Consider the following 17,896-nt stretch of genomic DNA (forward strand, 5'->3'; position numbering starts at 1 on the left):
TCGGCTGACGTGACTCTGCGCCGCCCAGCGGTAAGGCAGGCAGGTAGGCGCGGCTAGGGTGGGCCGACCCCGGAGCGCCTCAGCACCCTCGGACTTACGCCGCTCCCTACCAGACGAGGGAATGCCCCTCCGGCGCAACCGGCCTCCTGGATGCGGAGACTGCTATCAGCTCGACCCCTTGGTAGCGGCCGTCCCGCACCTCGTCTTTCAACGCTTCGAGGTCGATTGTCTGTCGATGGTGGTTGTCCAACACACAGACGTAAGCAAGCGGAGCATCCACGTCGGGAGAACTGCGCCTGTGTTCCTCGAATAGGCGTCCTAATTTGCGCACATCAGCGAGAATCGCGCGCCGCTGGAGGCCATGGGCGGTGCTGGCCCCCACTTTCAGCTCGGAAATCACCGCAAGATGCTTCAGAATTCCGATTCCGGACTTATCCGAGGAACGGGCCTCACTGTTGGCGTAATGAGGGATCATGATGCCAGGCTCACGTGACACCACCGCATCAGGACGCACTTCGCCTGCCCCTGGCGCGTGGAGGAAGTACCTTTCGTTGATGATGACTTCCCGGCCAACTCGGTCAATCCCGAACTGGCCAATCAAATAATGCGCGAACCAAGCTTGATAACTTGCCTCATTCGCCCACAGATGCCCGCAGGACGACGCAAATACGTTCCACGCAGCCTCGAACTTTTGTGCGACAGGTTCAACCCCTGGGGCCCAACTAGTATCCATTCGATGGATCATTGCACTGTTTGACAACTCGTGACCGCATTGCAGATGCGGATTCTGCCCAGTCTCGCCCGGCGTCGGACGCCAGCGCGTGGAGGTGACACGGTGACCGGACAAACGGCACATGTCAGGCGTCCCTCTGTGCTTGATCAACTGCCCCTTAACCACAGCGACGGCAGGCCTCCCGCATCCCGCGGAAGGCCTGCCGCCGTCGTCCTACTTCCCTTAAGAGACGGCAGGCTCCAGTTCCGGGTAGTCGGTGTAGCCGGCGGCGCCGTCGGTGTAGACGGTGGCCTGGTCGACTTCGTTCAGCGGCAGGTCCTGCTGCCAGCGGCGGGCCAGGTCCGGGTTGGCGATGACCGGGCGGCCGACGACTACGGCGTCGGCCAGGTCCTCTTCCAGCAGCATGATCGCGTCGTCGCGGCTGGTGACCGTGCCGAAGCCGGTATTCAGCAGCACCGGGCCCCCGAAACAGTGGCGCAGGCCCTGGACCAGCTCGTCGGCCGGATCCTCATGCAGGATGGACAGGTAGGCCGGCTTGAGGTCGGCAATGCCGTCCACCGGGGCGGTGTACGTGGCGGTGACGTCCGCGCGGTCGGTTTCCAGCACGCCGTCGCGGCGGGCGCGCACCCGGGACGTCGGGGCCATGACGAGGCGGTTGGCAGTTTCATGGTGCCCACGGGCAGGGGGGTAAACAGTTTCACGTGGGCGACTTCCTTCTGTTGCGTGCTTCGGTCCTCCAGCGGGCAACCGTGAAGGCGGTCCGGAACATTCCGCGGAGCGGGCACGTCACATCGGGCGGGTGGCCGCTGGCGACTGCCCGACGTCGCCGGAGGGCAGCTGCTCTGCCTGCGCCTGAGCCTGCACCCGTGCCTGCTCCCGTGGCCCGCCAGCGCCGCTCCGGAACCCGCGCACCGTCAGGTAGATCCCCAGCGACGCCTCCCAGAGAATCTCCGGCAGCGTGAACAGGGCCGAGGGCACCGACGTCTGCCCGTAGGCGCCGAACAGCACGGCCAGCCCGGACACCGACATCAGCGGCCCGCCGATCAGGCCGAACAGCGCCATCGGCCGCGGCACCAGGTGCGAGCGGTACAACAGGAACCCCAGCAGCAGGCCGTTGCCCAGGCCGACGACGAACCCGGGCCCGAGCAGGAAGGTCCAGCCGTGCACGACCACCAGGGCCTGGGCCACCGGCAGATAGGCGCCGCCGTCGTCGCCGGTGTCCTGGCGCAGGGTGACCACGGCCAGCAGGCTGAGGATTCCGACGGCGATCAGCGCGCACTCCATGATCCGGGCCGCCACGTAGCCCAGCGCGGCCGCCTCGCTCCAGCGGCGCAGGACGGGGAAGAGGACGACGGCGGTGCCGATGTTGCTGATGAGCAGCACCAGCTCGCACACGGCGCCCCAGAGGATCCGGGCGTCCGTCCCGGGGCCGGTGACGTAGCCGGGGTCGGTGAGCAGCGGCGCGTAGAGCGCTGCGCCGGCGATGGCGGAGACGAAGGTGATCAGGAACAGGATTCCTGCGGGGAGGGCGGTGGTCTGGGAGGGCTGCATGACGTTCCTGCCGGCCGTGGGTGTACGGCGTACACCGAGTGCGATCGAACCTAGGTGTATGCCGTACACTTTGTCAACAGCTGTTCCGAACCCGGCAGGAGAACCCCGTGCCCAACCGTTCCGTTCCGCAGGCTGACGACGGCGGGCGGCAGGACGCCGTCGGCCGCCGCCCGCGCCTGAACCAGGCCGCGGTGTTGCGCGCCGGCGTCGTGCTGGCGGACGCGGTGGGCATTGACGGGTTCACCATGCGCACGCTGGCGCAGGAGCTGGGCGTGGTGCCGATGGCGCTGTACAAGCACGTGGCGAACAAGCAGGAGCTGCTGGACGGCATGGTGGATCTGGTCTGGGCGGAGGTCACCGAACCGGACGCGGCCCGGGGGTGGAAGCCCGCACTGCGGGAGCGCGCGGTGTCGCTGCGGAACGCGCTGGTCCGGCACCGCTGGGCGGTCGGGCTGATGGAAGCGCACGGCCGTCCGGGGCCGGAGAACCTGAAGCAGCACAATGCCCTGCTGGGCTGCCTGCGCGAGAGCGGCTTCTCCTTCCGCACCGCGGTCCATGTGACATCGCTGCTGGATGCGTACATCTATGGGTTTGCGCTGCAGCAGAAGACGCTGTCCTTCGAGACGCCGGAGGAGTCCGGGCAGGCTGCGGCGGCCACCCGGGACGGGATGCCCGACGACGTCGCCGCCCGCTACCCCTATCTGCTGGAAGTGGTGGGCGAGCTCGCCCGGGAAGGCTACGACTACGACGTCGAGTTCGAAACCGGCCTGGATGTGCTGCTGGACGGAGTTGACGCGCTGCGCGCGTCCTGGCGCAAAGGGTGACGGAGGCAGGCACCGGGGTACCTGAGTGGGCTAAAACGATTTCCCGGTGGACTCGGTCACGGCCGGCGTTCGTCCTGCCGCGTGCAGCTAGTGATTGGCTGACGCAGCATTGCACGCAGTTTCGGATTGAGGGCCGTGAGTAGGCAGCGAGGCCTCCCGCATGCTGCGGCAGCCCTTCCGTTATCACCTTAGGAGGCAGCCGGTTCGAGCACCGGGTAGTCGGTGTAGCCGGCGGCGCCGTCGGTGTAGACGGTGGCCTGGTCGACCTCGTTCAGCGGCAGGTCTTCCTGCCAGCGGCGGGCCAGGTCCGGGTTGGCGATGACCGGGCGGCCGACGACGACGGCGTCGGCCAGGTCCTCTTCCAGCAGCATGATCGCGTCGGGAGATGCGGTGTTCTGCGACTGGAGCTTTCTGGGGACCGGGGCGGCGTGGATCGACTGGGTCGGGCTGTTGCCCTACACCCGCGCGGACGGGATCGACGCCGCTGCCGGTGGAGCGACGGCTGATGGTGTCCGGGCTTCTGTTCCGGCGCCTGCTGCTGGTGTGGGCGGGCGCGTCGGTAGCGTATCTGCCGATCGGCTTCATCACGGATCTGGAGGCCGGCGTGCCGGGTCAGTTCCTGACCGCCGGAACGTTTGGGGTGGCTGCTGTGTGTGCGGTGCTGCTGGCGGCGTTGCAGCAGGCCCGGCCGGTTCCGCACTCGACGGCTGAGCGACGCCGGGGTCTGGTTCCCGGCCTGCTGCTGCTGGCGCTTCTGAGCCTGACAACAGTGGGGGTTGCCGCGGGGTTCTGGCCGCTGGCGGTCGGCGACCTATGCGTCATGGTTGCACTGGGCCGGCTCGTGTTCACGCGGCTGGACCGGATTCCGGGGCGGGAGCTGGTCCGCGGCGGTGCGGTGTCCGGGCATGCCGGGGCGGCGGTGTTCCTGATGGACGCGAACGAGCTGGGCCGGTCGTTGGCGGCAGAGCACGACGGCGTTGCCTCCGCCCGGGCGGCGCGCTGGTATGCACGGGGCGGGCGGACACCGTTTGTTGCGCTGCTGCGTGCGGATACCGCGGCGTTCCTGCGGGCCCGCGGTCTGTGGGTGCGTCCGGTGCTGGTGCTCCTGTTGTGCGTGGTCCTGCTGCTGGCCAGCGGCGCAAAGCCTCCACTGGTGCAGCTGGGAGTGATTGCGGCGGCTGTGGTTGCTGCGGTTCCGGCGCTGGGTGCGGTGGCGCGGCGGACGGCGATCATGCCCGGCCTGGACATGCTGCTGCCGTTGTCTCCGGCCCTGGTCCGGCTGAGCCGCCTGGCACTGCCTGCTGCGGCTCTGGCTGTGTGGACGGCGGATTTGTGTGCGGTGCTGGTTCTGCTCGGCGCGGGCGATCCGGCAGTGATGGCTCTGGGTGCGCTGGCTGGTGTGGGTTTTGGCGCGGCGGCGGTGCGTGGCGCCTACCGGGTCCAGCCCGACTGGACTGTTGCGCCCAAGGACACCCCGTTCGGTCCGATGCCCAGCGCGCGGGCCGGGTCGATGATCCGCGGATTCGACACGACGCTGCTGGCTCTGGTTCCGCTGCTGCTAGCCTGTTCCTGGGCTACGCGCCCGGGGTGCTTCTGCTAGCGCAGGCTGGGTTTTCGGCGGTGTGTGTTCTTGTCGTGATGTACTCGACTTCGGGCTACAAGTCATCCGCCTTAGTTTCAACTCGCTGCTCGACAACGTGAGTTGCCCACGCGGAAACATCCAATCCGAATCGAGTTCAAACTCGAGTCTTTCGGCGTGGGATGCACTGGGACAAGCGGCCAGATGAGCGACACGTGCGGATAATCCCCTGCTCTCCGCCGAGTGAACCTAGACTGGACGCCAGCAAGCACTATCACAGACAGTCAGGGAATTAATGAGCTACCGGAACAAGACCTACGTTGCATTTGCGAGCGAAGATATAAGTCAATATCGCATGATGCAGGCGTGGAGACAGAATGCAAACATCGACTTTGACTTCTTTGACGCTCACAGTCTTTATATTTCTAGAGATACAAGCAAACCAGAAACAATAAAGCGAAACCTCAGAGAGCGGATGAAGAATGCTAAGCAAGTTGTCCTTCTGGGCAGCAAGGTAGGCAAGAAAAAGGGTAGCGACGGGATTTCGTTTTTGGCACATGAAGTGAAGGTCATGATGGAGTTCAACCTTCCGGTAATCGTCGCAAACCTTGATGGTGACCGGAACGTTGATCGCGATTTCATCCCCAGCCCTCTATTGGACAGTGACTATTACACCTTGTCAGTCTCTTTTCAGCCGAAAATTATCCGCTATGGGCTCGATAATTACGCCCTCCGCTACCGGACGAAGGCCGGCTCGGGTCCCCATTACTATGAGCCGCACATCTACGCGAATCTCGGGCTCTAGTGTGTGCCCTATTTCAGGATCTCCGCACTTGGCGGTTCTGGCGCTGGTTTCTCCTTCAGATGTTCTCCGCAATTGGGGTCATCGCTGTCTTACTTGAGGTGTGGGGTCTTATCATGGGAACCATACCCGCCAGCGGGCTTCCGCTTGCCCTATGGATAGTCATTCCATCGATTGGCTATGGACTCTTTCGCGCTTGGCCTCGGCCCATAAGACAGCTTTACAACTCGCCAAATACGACCATAGAGATCGTAAAAGGCGATCTATTCGCCCAGGATTGCCACATCGTCATTGGAACTTGCGACACATTTGATACGTCTACGCCTCACATTATTGAGAAAAAGAGCATCCAAGGACAGGCGCTTGATCGGCTCTATGGAGGCGATGTTCGGCAATTAGACCTGGAGCTCGATTCCGCCTTAAAGAACAAAAGTGTGGTGGAGACTATCGATAAACCTGGAAAAACCGGCAAGTACGGAGTCGGAACTGTCGCAACCCTTCGCCGAAATTCGCATCGAGCCTACTTCTTGGCCTACACCGAGATGAACCACCACAACGAGGCCCAGAGCAGCGCCGACGGAATCTGGCGCAGCCTTGCGTCACTATGGGAGGAGGTTTCACGGACAGCCAATGGCAATCCCGTCGCCATACCTGTCATCGGCGGAGGACAGTCTCGCTTGTCACAAATTATGCCAGCACAGGACTCTATACGGTTCACAGTCCTCTCCTTTATGTTCGCATCGCGGACTAAAAAAGTCTGCGACGAGTTGCGCATAGTCGTTCATGCGCCGGATTACGACCGACTGGATCGTCTTGAACTGCAAGCATTTCTATCGTCTTTGAGGCCATCTTGACCCGCTCAGGAATCCAGCTTCCGCCCATGCAGGACTCATGCGCCTTCTGCGCCTATCTGACGGGACTAAGGGACTTCACATTTATCAAAAAGGATGATGTCACCGCGGTAATGGTAACCCGAGAACAACGAGGGGTCCCCCACCTGTTAGTAATCCCAACCTCTCATCGTGAGACCATTCTCGAGCTAACCGATGACGAGTCTTCCGCTTTGATGCTCGATGTTAGGAACGCCGCTAAGGCAATCGACACCGCCTACCATCGCTCGGGAATTTCCATATGGCAGAACAATGGAGAGCCTGCCAGTCAATCGATTAGACATGTCCATTTCCACGTAGCTGGAACGCTAGATTCCGGGGGAACAGAATGGGGCAAGGTGGCGGAGGCGACGTTAGAGGAGACGGAGGCTATCGCGGAGCGCATAAAAGCCTGCTGGCCTGCCTGACTCTCGTCATCCAGAATCCACCGCGGTGGTTCTGCGCTGAGATTTCCGAGTTCCGGCTCTGCCGCTGACCGCATGAAAGCACATCGGTCGTCCGCCCTTGACGTGACCCCGCCCACACGGCACACTGGATCATATACGATTTCGTACTTGATTCAGGAGGGACCGTCAGCGCCATGGAGCAGGTCACCCAGCAGATGCTCGACTCGGCCGGCAAGGTCATCGCCGTCCACATCAACTACCCCTCCCGCGCGGCCCAGCGCGGCCGCACCCCGGAGCAGCCCAGCTACTTCCTCAAGCCCGGCTCCTCGCTCGCCCTGACCGGCGGCACCGTGGAGCGCCCGGCCGGCTGCGAACTGCTCGGCTACGAAGGCGAAATCGCCCTGGTCATCGGCAAGACCGCCCGCCGCGTCTCCATCGACGACGCCTGGAGCCTCGTCGCCGCCGTCACCGCCAGCAACGACCTCGGCGTCTACGACCTGCGCTGGGCGGACAAGGGCTCCAACCTGCGCTCCAAGGGCGGCGACGGCTTCACCCCCGTCGGCCCCGGCCTCATCGATGCCACCGCCGTCGACCCCGCGGCTCTGCGCATCCGCACCTGGATCAACGGCGAGCTGGTCCAGGACGACACCACCGCAGACCTGCTCTTCCCCTTCGCCCGCCTCGTCGCGGACCTCTCCCAGCTGCTCACCCTGCAGCCCGGAGACCTGATCCTCACCGGCACCCCCGCCGGCGCCTCCGTAGCCGTGCCCGGCGACGTCCTCGAAGTCGAGGTGGACGCCCCCGCCGTCGGCCTGTCCACCGGCCGGCTCTCCACCACCGTCACCGAAGGCACGACGCCGCTGGCTCCCTTCGGCGCGCAGCCCAAGATCGACGACAAGCAGCGCGAAGAGGCCTGGGGCTCGCTCGAGGCCGCCGGCCTGCCCGCGAAGGAGGAACCGGCGTCGGCCCTCACTCCCGAGTTGAAGGCCAAGCTGGAATCCGTGGCCACCGCCACCCTGTCCTCGCAGATGCGCCGCCGCGGCCTGAACAACGTCTCCATCGACGGGCTCACCGGCACCAAGACCGGCCGCAAGGTGGTCGGCACCGCCCGCACCCTGCGCTACGTGCCCAACCGCGAGGACCTCTTCAAGTCCCACGGCGGCGGCTACAACGCGCAGAAGCGCGCCATCGACTCCGTCCGCGAAGGCGAAGTGCTGATCATGGAGGCCCGCGGCGAAAAGGGCACCGGCACCCTGGGCGACATCCTCGCCCTGCGCGCCAAGCACAACGGCGCCGCGGCGATCATCACCGACGGCGGCGTCCGCGACTACTCCACCGTGGCCGGCATCGACCTGCCCGTCTACTGCGCCAACCCGCACCCGGCCGTCCTCGGCCGCCGGCACGTGCCCTGGGACACCGACATCACCGTCGCCTGCGGCGGCGCCACCGTCCAGCCCGGCGACATCATCGTGGCCGACGACGACGGCATCCTCGTCATCCCGCCGGCCATCGCCGCGGAGCTGGTCGAGGACTGCATCGAGCAGGAGCGCCAGGAGGAGTTCATCGCCGAGCAGGTCAAGGCCGGACACTCCGTGGACGGGCTGTACCCGATGAACCAGCAGTGGCAGGAGAAGTACCAGGCCTGGCTGGACGGGCAGTGACTCCTCCGACGACGGCCAGCAAGTCCGAGCAGGCCTACCGGACGGTGCAGGCCCGGATCTCCTCCGGGGAATACGGGCCCGGCTACCGGCTGGTGCTGAGCCGGATCGCCGATGACCTGGGCTGCTCCGTGGTCCCGGTCCGCGAGGCGATCCGCCGTCTCGAGGCCGAAGGCCTGGTCCGGTTCGAACGCAACGTGGGCGCCACCGTCACCGGCATCGACCCCACCGAGTACCTGTACACGATGCAGACGCTCGCGCTGGTCGAAGGCTACGCCACCGCGCTCTCGGCCCCGTTCGTCACCGCGGCGGACCTGGCCGCGGCGCGGGCGGTGAACGAGGAGATGCGGGCCTGCCTGCAGGACTTCGATCCGGTGCGCTTCACCGAGCTGAACAAGGCGTTCCACTCGGCGTTGTTCACCAACTGCCCGAACCCGCACATCCTCGACCTGGTCCACCGCGGCTGGAACCGGCTGGGCGCGCTGCGCTCGTCCACCTTCAGCTACGTGCCGGGCCGGGCGCATGAGTCGGTCGCCGAGCACGAGAACCTGCTCCGGCTGATCAATGACGGCGCCGCACCGGACGACGTCGAGCGCGCCGCCCGCGCGCACCGCGCCGGGACCCTCGAGGCCTACCTGAAGCACAACAAGCTTGATCCGCAGGCCGCCCACTAGGTCCGCACCCGCACAGACCACCCCAGACCACCCCGCAGAACCCAGCAGACCCCCACCGGAAGCATCAAAGGAGAGACTCCCATGGCTGAGCACTACGTGCCGGACAACCTGCCCAACCACATCCAGCACTTCATCAACGGCAAGTTCGTGGACTCCGCGAACGGCGCCACCTTCGACGTGCTGGATCCGGTCACCAACAAGACCTACGCCACCTGCGCCGCCGGCCAGAAGGAAGACATCGACGCCGCCGTCGCCGCCGCCCGCGAGGCGTTCGTCAACGGCCCGTGGCCCGCCATGAAGCCGCGCGAGCGCGCCCGCATCCTGAACCGGATCGCCGACGCCGTCGAGGCCCAGGAAGAGCGCCTGGCCGAGATGGAAACCTTCGACACCGGCCTGCCGATCACCCAGGCCAAGGGCCAGGCCCGCCGCGCCGCCGAGAACTTCCGCTTCTTCGCGGACCTGATCGTCGCCCAGTTCGACGACGCCATGAAGGTCCCCGGCGCGCAGATCAACTACGTGAACCGCAAGCCGATCGGCGTCGCCGGCCTGATCACCCCGTGGAACACCCCGTTCATGCTCGAGTCCTGGAAGCTCGCCCCGGCGCTGGCCACCGGCAACACCGTGGTGCTCAAGCCGGCCGAGTTCACCCCGCTGTCGGCCTCCCTGTGGGCGGACATCTTCACCGAGGCCGGCGTGCCGGCCGGCGTGTTCAACCTGGTCAACGGCCTGGGCGAGGAAGCCGGCGACGCGTTGGTCAAGCACCCGGAGGTGCCGCTGATCTCCTTCACCGGCGAATCCAGCACCGGCAAGCTGATCTTCCGCAACGCGGCGGAGCACCTCAAGGGCCTGTCCATGGAGCTCGGCGGCAAGAGCCCCTGCGTCGTCTTTGCCGACGCGGACCTGGACGCGGCGATTGACTCCGCCCTGTTCGGTGTCTTCTCCCTCAACGGCGAGCGCTGCACCGCCGGCTCCCGCATCCTGGTCGAGCGGCCGGTCTATGACGAGTTCTGCGAGCGGTACGCCGCCCGCGCGAAGACCATCGTCGTCGGCGACCCGCACGATCCGAAGACGCAGGTGGGTGCCCTGGTGCACCCCGAGCACTTCGAGAAGGTCGCCTCCTATGTGGAGATCGGCAAGTCCGAGGGCCGGCTGCTGGCCGGCGGCGGCCGCCCCGAGGGCCTGGAGGAGGGCAACTACATCGCCCCCACCGTGTTCGCCGACGTCGCCCCGGACGCCCGGATCTTCCAGGAGGAGATCTTCGGGCCGGTCGTCGCGATCACCCCGTTCGATTCGGACGAGGAGGCGCTGGAGCTGGCCAACAACACCAAGTACGGCCTGGCCGCCTACATCTGGACCCAGAACCTCAAGCGCGCGCACACCTTCGCGCAGTCCGTGGAGGCCGGCATGGTGTGGCTGAACAGCCACAACGTCCGCGACCTGCGCACTCCGTTCGGCGGCGTGAAGGCCTCCGGCCTGGGCCACGAGGGCGGCTACCGGTCCATCGACTTCTACACCGACCAGCAGGCCGTGCACATCAGCCTCGGCGAGGTGCACACCCCCAAGTTCGGCAGCGACGACGCCGCCAAGATCGACTACTGACCCGCTCGCTTCACGCTTCAAAGGAGAACCATCATGAGCACCCCCGTTCCCGTTCCCTCCATCCAGCCGCCGGACATCGTCCGCTGCGCCTACATGGACCTGGTCGTCACCGACCTGGAGCGCTCCCGCAAGTTCTACGTTGACCTGCTCGGCCTGCACGTCACCTACGAAGATGACGAGGCCATCTACCTGCGCTCCTTCGAGGAGTTCATCCACCACAACCTGGTGCTGCGCAAGGGCCCGATCGCCGCCGTCGCCGCCTTCTCCTACCGGGTGCGCACTCCGGAGGACGTGGACGTCGCCGAGCGCTACTACCAGGAGATGGGCTGCCGCACCGAGCGCCGCAAGGACGGCTTCGCCCGCGGCATCGGCGATTCGGTCCGTGTGGAGGATCCGCTGGGCTTCCCCTACGAGTTCTTCTACGACGTGGAGCACGTCGAGCGCCTGACCCAGCGCTACGACCTCTACTCCGCCGGCGAGCTGGTGCGCCTGGACCACTTCAACCAGGTCACCCCGGACGTTCCGCGCGGCCGCGCCTACCTGGAGAACCTGGGCTTCCGCGTCTCCGAGGACATCAAGGACTCCGAGGGCACCACCTACGCCGCCTGGATGCACCGCAAGCACACCGTGCACGACACCGCCCTCACCGGCGGCGACGGCCCGCGCATGCACCACGTGGCGTTCGCGACCCACGAGAAGCACAACATCATCCAGATCTGCGACAAGATGGGCGCGCTGCGCATCTCGGACCGGATCGAGCGCGGCCCCGGCCGGCACGGCGTCTCCAACGCCTTCTACCTGTACATCCTGGATCCGGACAACCACCGCGTGGAGATCTACACCCAGGACTACTACACCGGCGATCCGGACAACCCCACGGTCACCTGGGACGTGCACGACAACCAGCGCCGCGATTGGTGGGGCAACCCGGTGGTCCCGTCCTGGTACACCGAGGCCTCCCTGGTCCTGGACCTGGACGGCAACCCGCAGCCGCTGACCCAGCGCACCGACTCCTCCGAAATGGAGGTCACCATCGGTGCCGACGGGTTCTCCTACACCCGCGGTGACGAGACGGACTTCAAGGTCGGCTCGCAGCTCTAGTTTCGGGCAGTACCGCGTACGACGGCGGGAGGGACGGCTGGTGCGTTCCTCCCGTTGTGCGTGGGGCGCGTTTCTCATCGTGATGTCTGCGATATCACCACCCACAGACGAAAGCCGCTGTTTAATCCAGTACTCGTGCACCATCGGCACCACACACCCTGACGCATAATCCCGGGCATTGTGGATCTGCTCGAACCATGTCACAACAGTTCTACTTGGCATGGATCCAGAAGGCCCGGGGGCACGAAAGGATCGGGTTCACTATGGCCCGGAGCAAACAAGTCATCGATGTGAACGGTGAGCTGCAGCTCACCGTCACCTTTGAGAGACCGGATGTCGTCCAGGTAGAGGTTGAAGGCGGATTCTCCGCAACTCTTGACCCAGGGGATATAACCACCTTGATCCTCCGAGCCCAGGCGGGCGGGCTGGTTGACGATCCCCCGCCCACTCCGCAGGGGCTTGGCGGGTCACGTTCTTTGCGCCGTGCGGAAGCTGAAAGGGCTCGCCCGGGCGGGAGTACAAGGAGCACCGGTGGCTGAGGACAAGGCTCCCGAACCGGCATCACCCGCCGCCTACTGGCGCCACGCTTCCGATCGGCTGCGTGAGAACGCACGTGTCTTCGTGGCCTCACTCGGGGCTGTAGCACTTACCGTTATCACGGGTTTGAGCCTCACGGGCTTAAGCACCTTAAACCCGCGATCTGCAAGTTTTTGGTTCGCTTTGGCCGGCGCACTAGTAGCAATCGTGAGCGTAGCGCTAATGCTCGGCCTGGTGGTAAAGCTTGCATCTGCCTCCGCCGTGTCGATGTCAGATTTACTTGACAGCGGGAACACAGGAAAGCAGGGGAGGGGCACGGGTGATAAATATGCAGCAAGAATCATCGGGACAGAATCAAACGCTTATCTTGCCGGGCACAAGAATCTCGATGAATTCAGCAAGAACGTTTCTCACGCCATAAGCGAGGAGCGGTTCGCTCTGCAAGCCGCCGTTGAAGCACCAGCAGACCTCGTTGCCAACAGAGCATTGAAGGCGGCGGGTATCAAGCGGGCATGGTACGAAGCGCAACTGGGAGCGGCTATGGAAGCCGCGAGCTACCAACGCCTGCAGTGGAATTATCGACGGACAGCCAACCAACTTGTGATTGCAGGAGCTTTTGCCGGATTGGGCATTCTGACCTATGCAGCCGCAATGCACCCACTGGGCCTGCCCACCTCTCCGGTAGCTGTAACAACACATGACAGCATTCAAGTAAATGTTCCTGCAGAAGCCGCTGCTGCAGCTCTCTATGAGGAGGTGCTGGGCTGCTCTGAGAGTGTTCAGGCCCTTGTAACCGGCAAAGGCGAGTCAAGCACCGTTTCTGCCATCACCGTTCCCGACTCCGGGTGCCGCTCAGTGACCATAAACGCGGTGTGGGACGGCGACGGCTATGTCGCGGACTTCAGTCTCCCGGACGAAACGGAAACAGACTCCGCTGAACAAAGTTAGCCGCCGCTACTGATCGTCTCGGAGCATCCCCGCTCTCCCCTTCCCACGTCCCAGGATCGCCCGTATATTGCTTCGCATGCGAAATAACAGCACGACGCCGGCCCTCAGCGAGCGGATCAGCATCCCGGTACCCGCCGGCGGCGCCGTCGTCGGTACCCTCCGCCTGCCCGAGGGCGGTAAGCCGCTGGCCGCCGTGGCCATCCACCCGGCGACCGCCGTCGCCGAACGGCTCTACACCGGGTTCGCCGAGTACCTCGCCGAACACGGGTTCACTGTCCTGACCTACGATTACCGCGGCACCGGCGCCTCCGGCAGCACCCGCTCGCACCGGCAGCTGCGGATGCGGGACTGGATGGAACAGGACGTCCCGGCCGCCGCCGACTGGCTCGCCCAGCGGTTCGCGGACCTGCCGCAGCTCGCCGTCGGGCACAGCATCGGCGGGCATGCCCTGGCCCTGAACCACGGCTCGGCGGAACTGCGCGGCTTCGTGGCCGTCGCGTCCCATGCCGGCGTCACCCGGGCCATCCCGGAACGGCGGGAACAGCTGCGCGTCGGGCTGATCCTGCGGGTGATTGGCCCGGCCACCGCCCGGCTGCTCGGAGCCGTGCCCGGACGCCGGCTGGGCCTGGGCGAAGACATGCCGGCGGCCGCGATGCTGGAGTGGAGCCGCTGGTCCCGCCGCCCAGGCTACTTCTTCGACGACCCGGGCATGGACGCCGCCGCCCGCGCCGCCGCCGTCACCACCGATGTACTGGCCGTCGGGTTCAGCGACGACCTCTGGGCCACGCCCGGACAGATCGACGCGATCTACGGCCGGCTGCCCAACGCCCGCGTGGAGCAGCGCACCTACACCCCCGAGCAGGGCGGCGTGCCAGCCATCGGACACATGGGCTTCTTCCGGCGCGGGCTGCGCGAGAGCCTGTGGCCCGAAGTCCTGGACTGGCTCAACGCCCGGGCGCAGGCAGCGCAGCCGTGAGCGACGGCGGGCCGGTACGTCAGCCGGACGGCGACGGCGGGCCGGCGCCGCGGCCGGATGGCGGCGGAGCCAGGCGGCCGCCGCGGCTGGTCTTCCTGACCCTGTCGGCCGGAAGCCGCCTGCGCCGCTGGATTGCCGCCCGCGGCGAAGGCCGGGGCCTGTCCGCGGCGGCCTGCGGCGTCCTGCTCTACCTCGCGGCGAACCCCGGCGCGGGCACCGGGCAGGTCGCCGCCGCCGTCGACGCCTCCCCTGCCGGGCTGAGCGGCCTGCTGGCGCGGATGGAGAAGGCCGGGCTGCTCACCCGCACTCCGGACCCCGCCGATCGCCGGACCATCCGGCTGGACCTGACCGACGCCGGCCGCGAGGCCCTCGACGCCGTGCGTTCCTCCCTGCAGGAGCTGAACGGGCACATCACCGCCGGCTTCACCGCGGAGGAGCTTGCCGTCATCGCGCGCTGGCTCACCCACGTCGGCCGGGTGCTCGACTGATCGTCTGGAGACCGCCCCCGGTCCCGCCGACGACGCACGGGCGTGCTGGTTTCGTGCTGCACCTGAACTGCCGGGTCCGCCGCTGGTCGGCCGCCGAACCGCCGAGCCGACCCCACGTTGTCCGGACTGGGTTTAGGATTCCTGTCCGGCCGGGAGCAGCGATGCCAGGACCGCCTGAAACGCCGGGCTGGGACGAACCGACATGCTGCCATCCGCCAGATGCGTAACCTGTTCGTAGCCGGTTCCGTTCCACCAGTAGACGTGCGGGCTCACCGGACCGGGGGCATTGAAGTATCCGTCGGCCGCGAAGCGGACCATGCCCCGCATTGCACCGATGACGGCACTGCTTTCGATGACGTGCCAGGCAAGCTGATGCCGGTTGGGTACGGACAGTAGCCAGCCGAGGTCCTCACGGACAGGAGTGCCGGTGAGTTGCGTGGCCAGGCCGGGAAGGAGCATGGCCCGGCTGGCGGTATAAAAGGAACTGCCGGACAGGCCCGTGAAGGAACTGCCTCCCGGCCCCTCGAACGTTTCCAGCTGCTCCACCTCCAGGCCGCGGAGGTTCGCAATTCCCTGATTCCTGAGCGCCTCCCATCCGCCGAATTTCCTGGCGTGGTCATGGCTGAAAACCGCCACGGTTTCGGGAAGATCCAGTGCAAGCATCTCGACGATGCCCGGCGCGAACTCCCGGTGCGGGAAGCCGTCCAGCGGGGGAAGGCCCGACTCCTCATACAGGCGGGCGTAGGTCTGCCTCGCGACATCCGCCGGCGAGAGGTCTCCAAAGGGATCCGGCGCCGCGAAACTGGTCAGCAGGCGTTCCAGATGGGCGGTGATCAGCGGCCGCCACTCGGACCGCGGTTCCTTGCTGCAGACGGCCGCAATGTTCCAGAACCCGAACTTGCGTCCCGTGCTGTCCACCGCATGGTCCGGATAAACCTCGACCTCATACCCCATCTCGGCGAGAACCTGCCGGGTCAGGGCCCGGAAGTCGTTGGCGGCGGAGGCTGGGAGGAACGTCAGATACGGATCCGGCGCTTCCACCGGAGGACGCTTCTTGCCAAAGATACCCACGAGGGCTCGCTCTCGTTGAGACAGTTGGTTGCTGCCGATCCTGCCCCACTCCCCCGCGCAAACCCGGGCAGGACACGGCCCGAGGTGTTCCCATCCCGATCCTGCTGCCCCGCACAAAATGTAAGGGGAACTCTTGGACGCGCCGGAACCACCGCGTGTCTGCCCTCCGCAGGACCAGGAAGCACCCTAGAACTGGATGCCGCGGGACAGCCCGCCGTCCACCAGCACGTTGGCCCCGGTCATCCGGGCCGCACGCGGGCTGGAGACGAAAACGACGACATCGGCCACCTCCTGCGGCGTACCCATCCGGCCGGTGGGGTTCAGGTCCATCGACTCCCGGAACAGCTGCGGGGCGCCGGATTCGATGCTCTGCCACACCCCGCCGTCGTGATACGTGTTGCCCGGCGAGACCGTGTTCGCCCGGATCCCCCGCTCCGCCAGCTGGAACGCCAGCCCCGCCATGTACGCGATCAGCGCGGACTTCACCGTGCCGTACGGGCCGGACGCGAAGTCCACCTCCCGGCCGGAAACGCTGGAAATCGCTACCAGCGACGGCGCCTCGCTGCGTTCCACGAACGGCAGGGCCGCCTTCATCAGCGCCACCGTGCCCAGCAGGTCCACCCGCAGGCAGGCCTCCCAGGCGGCCGGGGTGTCGGCGATCTCCAGCGCGCTGACGTTGCTGACCACCGCGTCCAGCCCGCCGAAACCCTCGCCGACGTCGGCCACCCAGCGGGCCACCGCGTCGGCGTCGGCCATATCCACCACCGTGCCGGCCACCCGCACACCCGTGTCGGCAAGGGCCGCCTCCGTCGCGGCAATCTCCTCCGGGCTGCGGGCGCAGAACGCCACGTTGGCGCCCTCGGCGGCGAAGGCCTCCACAATTGCCCGGCCGATCCCGCGGGTGCCGCCGGTGACCAGGGCCGTCTTGCCGGAGAGCTGCAGATCCATGGCACTTCCTCCATCTTTGCGGTGCGGTGTGTTGTGCGGGTGGGGCCCGACGGCGCGGCGGGATGCTCAGCGCAGCTCAGCGGCCCGCTGCCGCAGCTCCGCGTGCAAGCCGTCATACGCGGTCGCTGCGGGGAACAGGTCCTTGCGCGCCTTGACCACCACCGAATAGTTGGCGTCCACCACGTTGGCGATCGGCGCCTGCGCCGTCTGGCTCAGCAGCTGATAGGCGTCCATCTGGTGCAGCCCGAACAGCTCCTGGAACCAGCGCACCATCTCCACCTGCCCGATCCGCCAGGAATCCTCCATCGGCCGGGAGGAGCCGACGGCCATCCAGTGCGCGTCGGTTTCCAACCGGGGCCAGGCCGGCGCGCCGCCCTTGATCAGCTCCACGATGATGGCCGAATTCATGGCGCCTTCGACGGCAGTGCCGCAGGCCTCGCCCTCGCCCTGCCGGTAGTGCCCGTCGCCGATCGAGAACAGGGCGCCGGGCTGGTTCACGCCCAGGTACACGGTGGTCCCGGCCTTCACTTCCGGCGCATCCATGTTGCCGCCGAACCGTTCCGGGACCAGCGCGGAGCGCACCTCCCCGCCGGGCGGGGCGACGCCCACGGTGCCGAGCATCGGCTCCAGCGGCAGGGCGACGTCGAACTCCCCGAAGCGGGCGGAGAACCCGACCGTGTTCCGGGAGGAGTCCACGTGATAGATCCACGTGGTGTCCGGCAGCGGGTCCTGCAGGAACGCCGTGCGGTCGGTGCTGGTCAGGCCGCCGAAAAAAGGGATGGCAGCCGAGACGCCGTAGCTGCGCGCCGGGGTCAGGTCCGCGATGTGCAGTGCCAGGGTGTCCCCCGGCTCGGCCCCCTCCACGTAGAACGGGCCGGTCTGCGGGTTCACGAAGCTCAGGTCCACCTTCTCGCTGGACAGGTCCTCCACCGAGGTCAGCGCGTTGTTGAACGCGTCCTCGCTCCAGAGCTTCAGTGTGGTGCCGGGTTTCACCGTCATCACCGGGGCCATTCCCCCGAAGGTGTAAACGAGCTGGTCACGGGTGGGGTGGTAGTCGATGATCTCCATGGCCGGATGCTATAGACCCTCCCGGTGCCCGGCAACGGGCAGGGCCCGGTCCGCGCTCACCCG

The 17,896-nt window shown here is 66.3% G+C and carries 17 protein-coding genes and 2 pseudogenes; 12 read left to right on the plus strand and 7 right to left on the minus strand.

All coding sequences use genetic code 11. From position 1 onward, the window contains the following. Nucleotides 1–106: 106 nt before the first annotated feature. The 3 genes and pseudogenes from AC5RUW_RS01855 to AC5RUW_RS01865 form a co-directional block, all read right to left on the minus strand. The gene (locus tag AC5RUW_RS01855) at nucleotides 107–733 is read right to left on the minus strand and encodes a hypothetical protein (protein ID WP_494159126.1); all 627 of its coding nucleotides are present in this window, start codon (nucleotides 731–733) and stop codon (nucleotides 107–109) included. Between the two features lie 222 nt (nucleotides 734–955). Next, nucleotides 956–1,342 (minus strand): annotated as a pseudogene (locus AC5RUW_RS01860) (alkene reductase); the annotation flags it as partial. Nucleotides 1,343–1,519: 177 nt separating this feature from the next. Continuing rightward, nucleotides 1,520–2,284 carry a DUF4386 domain-containing protein gene (locus AC5RUW_RS01865; protein WP_494159127.1) on the minus strand — a complete coding sequence of 255 codons (765 nt, stop codon included), beginning with the start codon at nucleotides 2,282–2,284 and terminating at the stop codon, nucleotides 1,520–1,522. A 107-nt stretch (nucleotides 2,285–2,391) separates the two neighbouring features. On the opposite strand from AC5RUW_RS01865, the gene AC5RUW_RS01870 reads away from it, so the two are divergent. After that, a complete protein-coding gene (locus AC5RUW_RS01870; RefSeq protein ID WP_494159128.1) occupies nucleotides 2,392–3,108 on the plus strand; it encodes a TetR/AcrR family transcriptional regulator C-terminal domain-containing protein in 717 nt (238 codons plus the stop codon). A 188-nt stretch (nucleotides 3,109–3,296) separates the two neighbouring features. On the opposite strand, the pseudogene AC5RUW_RS01875 reads toward AC5RUW_RS01870, so the two are convergent. Then, a pseudogene (locus AC5RUW_RS01875) lies at nucleotides 3,297–3,470 on the minus strand (alkene reductase); the annotation flags it as partial. Nucleotides 3,471–3,598: 128 nt separating this feature from the next. On the opposite strand from AC5RUW_RS01875, the gene AC5RUW_RS01880 reads away from it, so the two are divergent. The 11 genes from AC5RUW_RS01880 (at nucleotide 3,599) to AC5RUW_RS01930 (ending at nucleotide 14,746) form a co-directional block, all read left to right on the plus strand. Further along, nucleotides 3,599–4,708 (plus strand): DUF6297 family protein, encoded by a 1,110-nt coding sequence (locus tag AC5RUW_RS01880; protein ID WP_494159129.1) that lies wholly within the window; start codon nucleotides 3,599–3,601, stop codon nucleotides 4,706–4,708. Nucleotides 4,709–4,982: 274 nt separating this feature from the next. Beyond that, nucleotides 4,983–5,492 carry a TIR domain-containing protein gene (locus AC5RUW_RS01885; protein ID WP_494159130.1) on the plus strand — a complete coding sequence of 170 codons (510 nt, stop codon included), beginning with the start codon at nucleotides 4,983–4,985 and terminating at the stop codon, nucleotides 5,490–5,492. 113 nt (nucleotides 5,493–5,605) lie between these two features. Next, a complete protein-coding gene (locus AC5RUW_RS01890; protein WP_494159131.1) occupies nucleotides 5,606–6,343 on the plus strand; it encodes a macro domain-containing protein in 738 nt (245 codons plus the stop codon). 26 nt (nucleotides 6,344–6,369) lie between these two features. Beyond that, nucleotides 6,370–6,786: an HIT family protein gene (locus tag AC5RUW_RS01895; protein WP_494159132.1), complete on the plus strand. Its 417-nt coding sequence runs from the start codon at nucleotides 6,370–6,372 to the stop codon at nucleotides 6,784–6,786. A 173-nt stretch (nucleotides 6,787–6,959) separates the two neighbouring features. After that, complete coding sequence (locus tag AC5RUW_RS01900) at nucleotides 6,960–8,426, plus strand: fumarylacetoacetate hydrolase family protein (RefSeq protein ID WP_494159133.1); 1,467 nt, start codon at nucleotides 6,960–6,962, stop codon at nucleotides 8,424–8,426. Next, on the plus strand, nucleotides 8,423–9,097 hold the full coding sequence (locus AC5RUW_RS01905) for a GntR family transcriptional regulator (protein ID WP_494159134.1): 675 nt from the start codon (nucleotides 8,423–8,425) through the stop codon (nucleotides 9,095–9,097). The genes AC5RUW_RS01900 and AC5RUW_RS01905 overlap by 4 nt, the downstream gene beginning before the upstream one ends. Nucleotides 9,098–9,178: 81 nt before the next feature. Further along, nucleotides 9,179–10,696: a 5-carboxymethyl-2-hydroxymuconate semialdehyde dehydrogenase gene (hpaE, locus tag AC5RUW_RS01910; RefSeq protein ID WP_494159135.1), complete on the plus strand. Its 1,518-nt coding sequence runs from the start codon at nucleotides 9,179–9,181 to the stop codon at nucleotides 10,694–10,696. Nucleotides 10,697–10,729: 33 nt separating this feature from the next. Then, a complete protein-coding gene (hpaD, locus tag AC5RUW_RS01915; protein ID WP_494159136.1) occupies nucleotides 10,730–11,797 on the plus strand; it encodes a 3,4-dihydroxyphenylacetate 2,3-dioxygenase in 1,068 nt (355 codons plus the stop codon). Nucleotides 11,798–12,328: 531 nt separating this feature from the next. Further along, nucleotides 12,329–13,282, plus strand: a complete 954-nt coding sequence (locus AC5RUW_RS01920; RefSeq protein WP_494159137.1) for a hypothetical protein — start codon at nucleotides 12,329–12,331, stop codon at nucleotides 13,280–13,282. 76 nt (nucleotides 13,283–13,358) lie between these two features. Then, nucleotides 13,359–14,258 (plus strand): alpha/beta hydrolase family protein, encoded by a 900-nt coding sequence (locus AC5RUW_RS01925; RefSeq protein WP_494159138.1) that lies wholly within the window; start codon nucleotides 13,359–13,361, stop codon nucleotides 14,256–14,258. Continuing rightward, nucleotides 14,255–14,746, plus strand: a complete 492-nt coding sequence (locus AC5RUW_RS01930) for a MarR family winged helix-turn-helix transcriptional regulator (RefSeq protein WP_494159139.1) — start codon at nucleotides 14,255–14,257, stop codon at nucleotides 14,744–14,746. The genes AC5RUW_RS01925 and AC5RUW_RS01930 overlap by 4 nt, the downstream gene beginning before the upstream one ends. 132 nt (nucleotides 14,747–14,878) lie before the next feature. Here the strand turns inward: AC5RUW_RS01930 and AC5RUW_RS01935 are convergent, their stop codons facing one another. The 3 genes from AC5RUW_RS01935 to AC5RUW_RS01945 all read right to left on the minus strand — a co-directional run bounded on the left by AC5RUW_RS01935 (nucleotide 14,879) and on the right by AC5RUW_RS01945 (nucleotide 17,833). Further along, nucleotides 14,879–15,817 carry a hypothetical protein gene (locus tag AC5RUW_RS01935; RefSeq protein WP_494159140.1) on the minus strand — a complete coding sequence of 313 codons (939 nt, stop codon included), beginning with the start codon at nucleotides 15,815–15,817 and terminating at the stop codon, nucleotides 14,879–14,881. A 186-nt stretch (nucleotides 15,818–16,003) separates the two neighbouring features. Continuing rightward, nucleotides 16,004–16,765: an SDR family NAD(P)-dependent oxidoreductase gene (locus AC5RUW_RS01940; RefSeq protein WP_494159141.1), complete on the minus strand. Its 762-nt coding sequence runs from the start codon at nucleotides 16,763–16,765 to the stop codon at nucleotides 16,004–16,006. 66 nt (nucleotides 16,766–16,831) lie between these two features. Continuing rightward, nucleotides 16,832–17,833 carry an acetamidase/formamidase family protein gene (locus AC5RUW_RS01945; RefSeq protein WP_494159142.1) on the minus strand — a complete coding sequence of 334 codons (1,002 nt, stop codon included), beginning with the start codon at nucleotides 17,831–17,833 and terminating at the stop codon, nucleotides 16,832–16,834. Nucleotides 17,834–17,896 lie beyond the last annotated feature (63 nt).

This window comes from Arthrobacter sp. Y3222053, from assembly GCF_059092805.1.

Coding starts and splice junctions, on each gene's coding strand:
- AC5RUW_RS01890 (WP_494159131.1), top strand. CDS start 5,606: ATGGGAACCATACCCGCCAGCGGGCTTCCGCTTGCCCTATGGATAGTC.
- AC5RUW_RS01945 (WP_494159142.1), bottom strand. CDS start 17,833: ATGGAGATCATCGACTACCACCCCACCCGTGACCAGCTCGTTTACACC.
- AC5RUW_RS01900 (WP_494159133.1), top strand. CDS start 6,960: ATGGAGCAGGTCACCCAGCAGATGCTCGACTCGGCCGGCAAGGTCATC.
- AC5RUW_RS01855 (WP_494159126.1), bottom strand. CDS start 733: ATGGATACTAGTTGGGCCCCAGGGGTTGAACCTGTCGCACAAAAGTTC.
- AC5RUW_RS01940 (WP_494159141.1), bottom strand. CDS start 16,765: ATGGATCTGCAGCTCTCCGGCAAGACGGCCCTGGTCACCGGCGGCACC.
- hpaE (WP_494159135.1), top strand. CDS start 9,179: ATGGCTGAGCACTACGTGCCGGACAACCTGCCCAACCACATCCAGCAC.
- AC5RUW_RS01865 (WP_494159127.1), bottom strand. CDS start 2,284: ATGCAGCCCTCCCAGACCACCGCCCTCCCCGCAGGAATCCTGTTCCTG.
- AC5RUW_RS01895 (WP_494159132.1), top strand. CDS start 6,370: ATGCAGGACTCATGCGCCTTCTGCGCCTATCTGACGGGACTAAGGGAC.
- AC5RUW_RS01885 (WP_494159130.1), top strand. CDS start 4,983: ATGAGCTACCGGAACAAGACCTACGTTGCATTTGCGAGCGAAGATATA.
- AC5RUW_RS01925 (WP_494159138.1), top strand. CDS start 13,359: ATGCGAAATAACAGCACGACGCCGGCCCTCAGCGAGCGGATCAGCATC.
- hpaD (WP_494159136.1), top strand. CDS start 10,730: ATGAGCACCCCCGTTCCCGTTCCCTCCATCCAGCCGCCGGACATCGTC.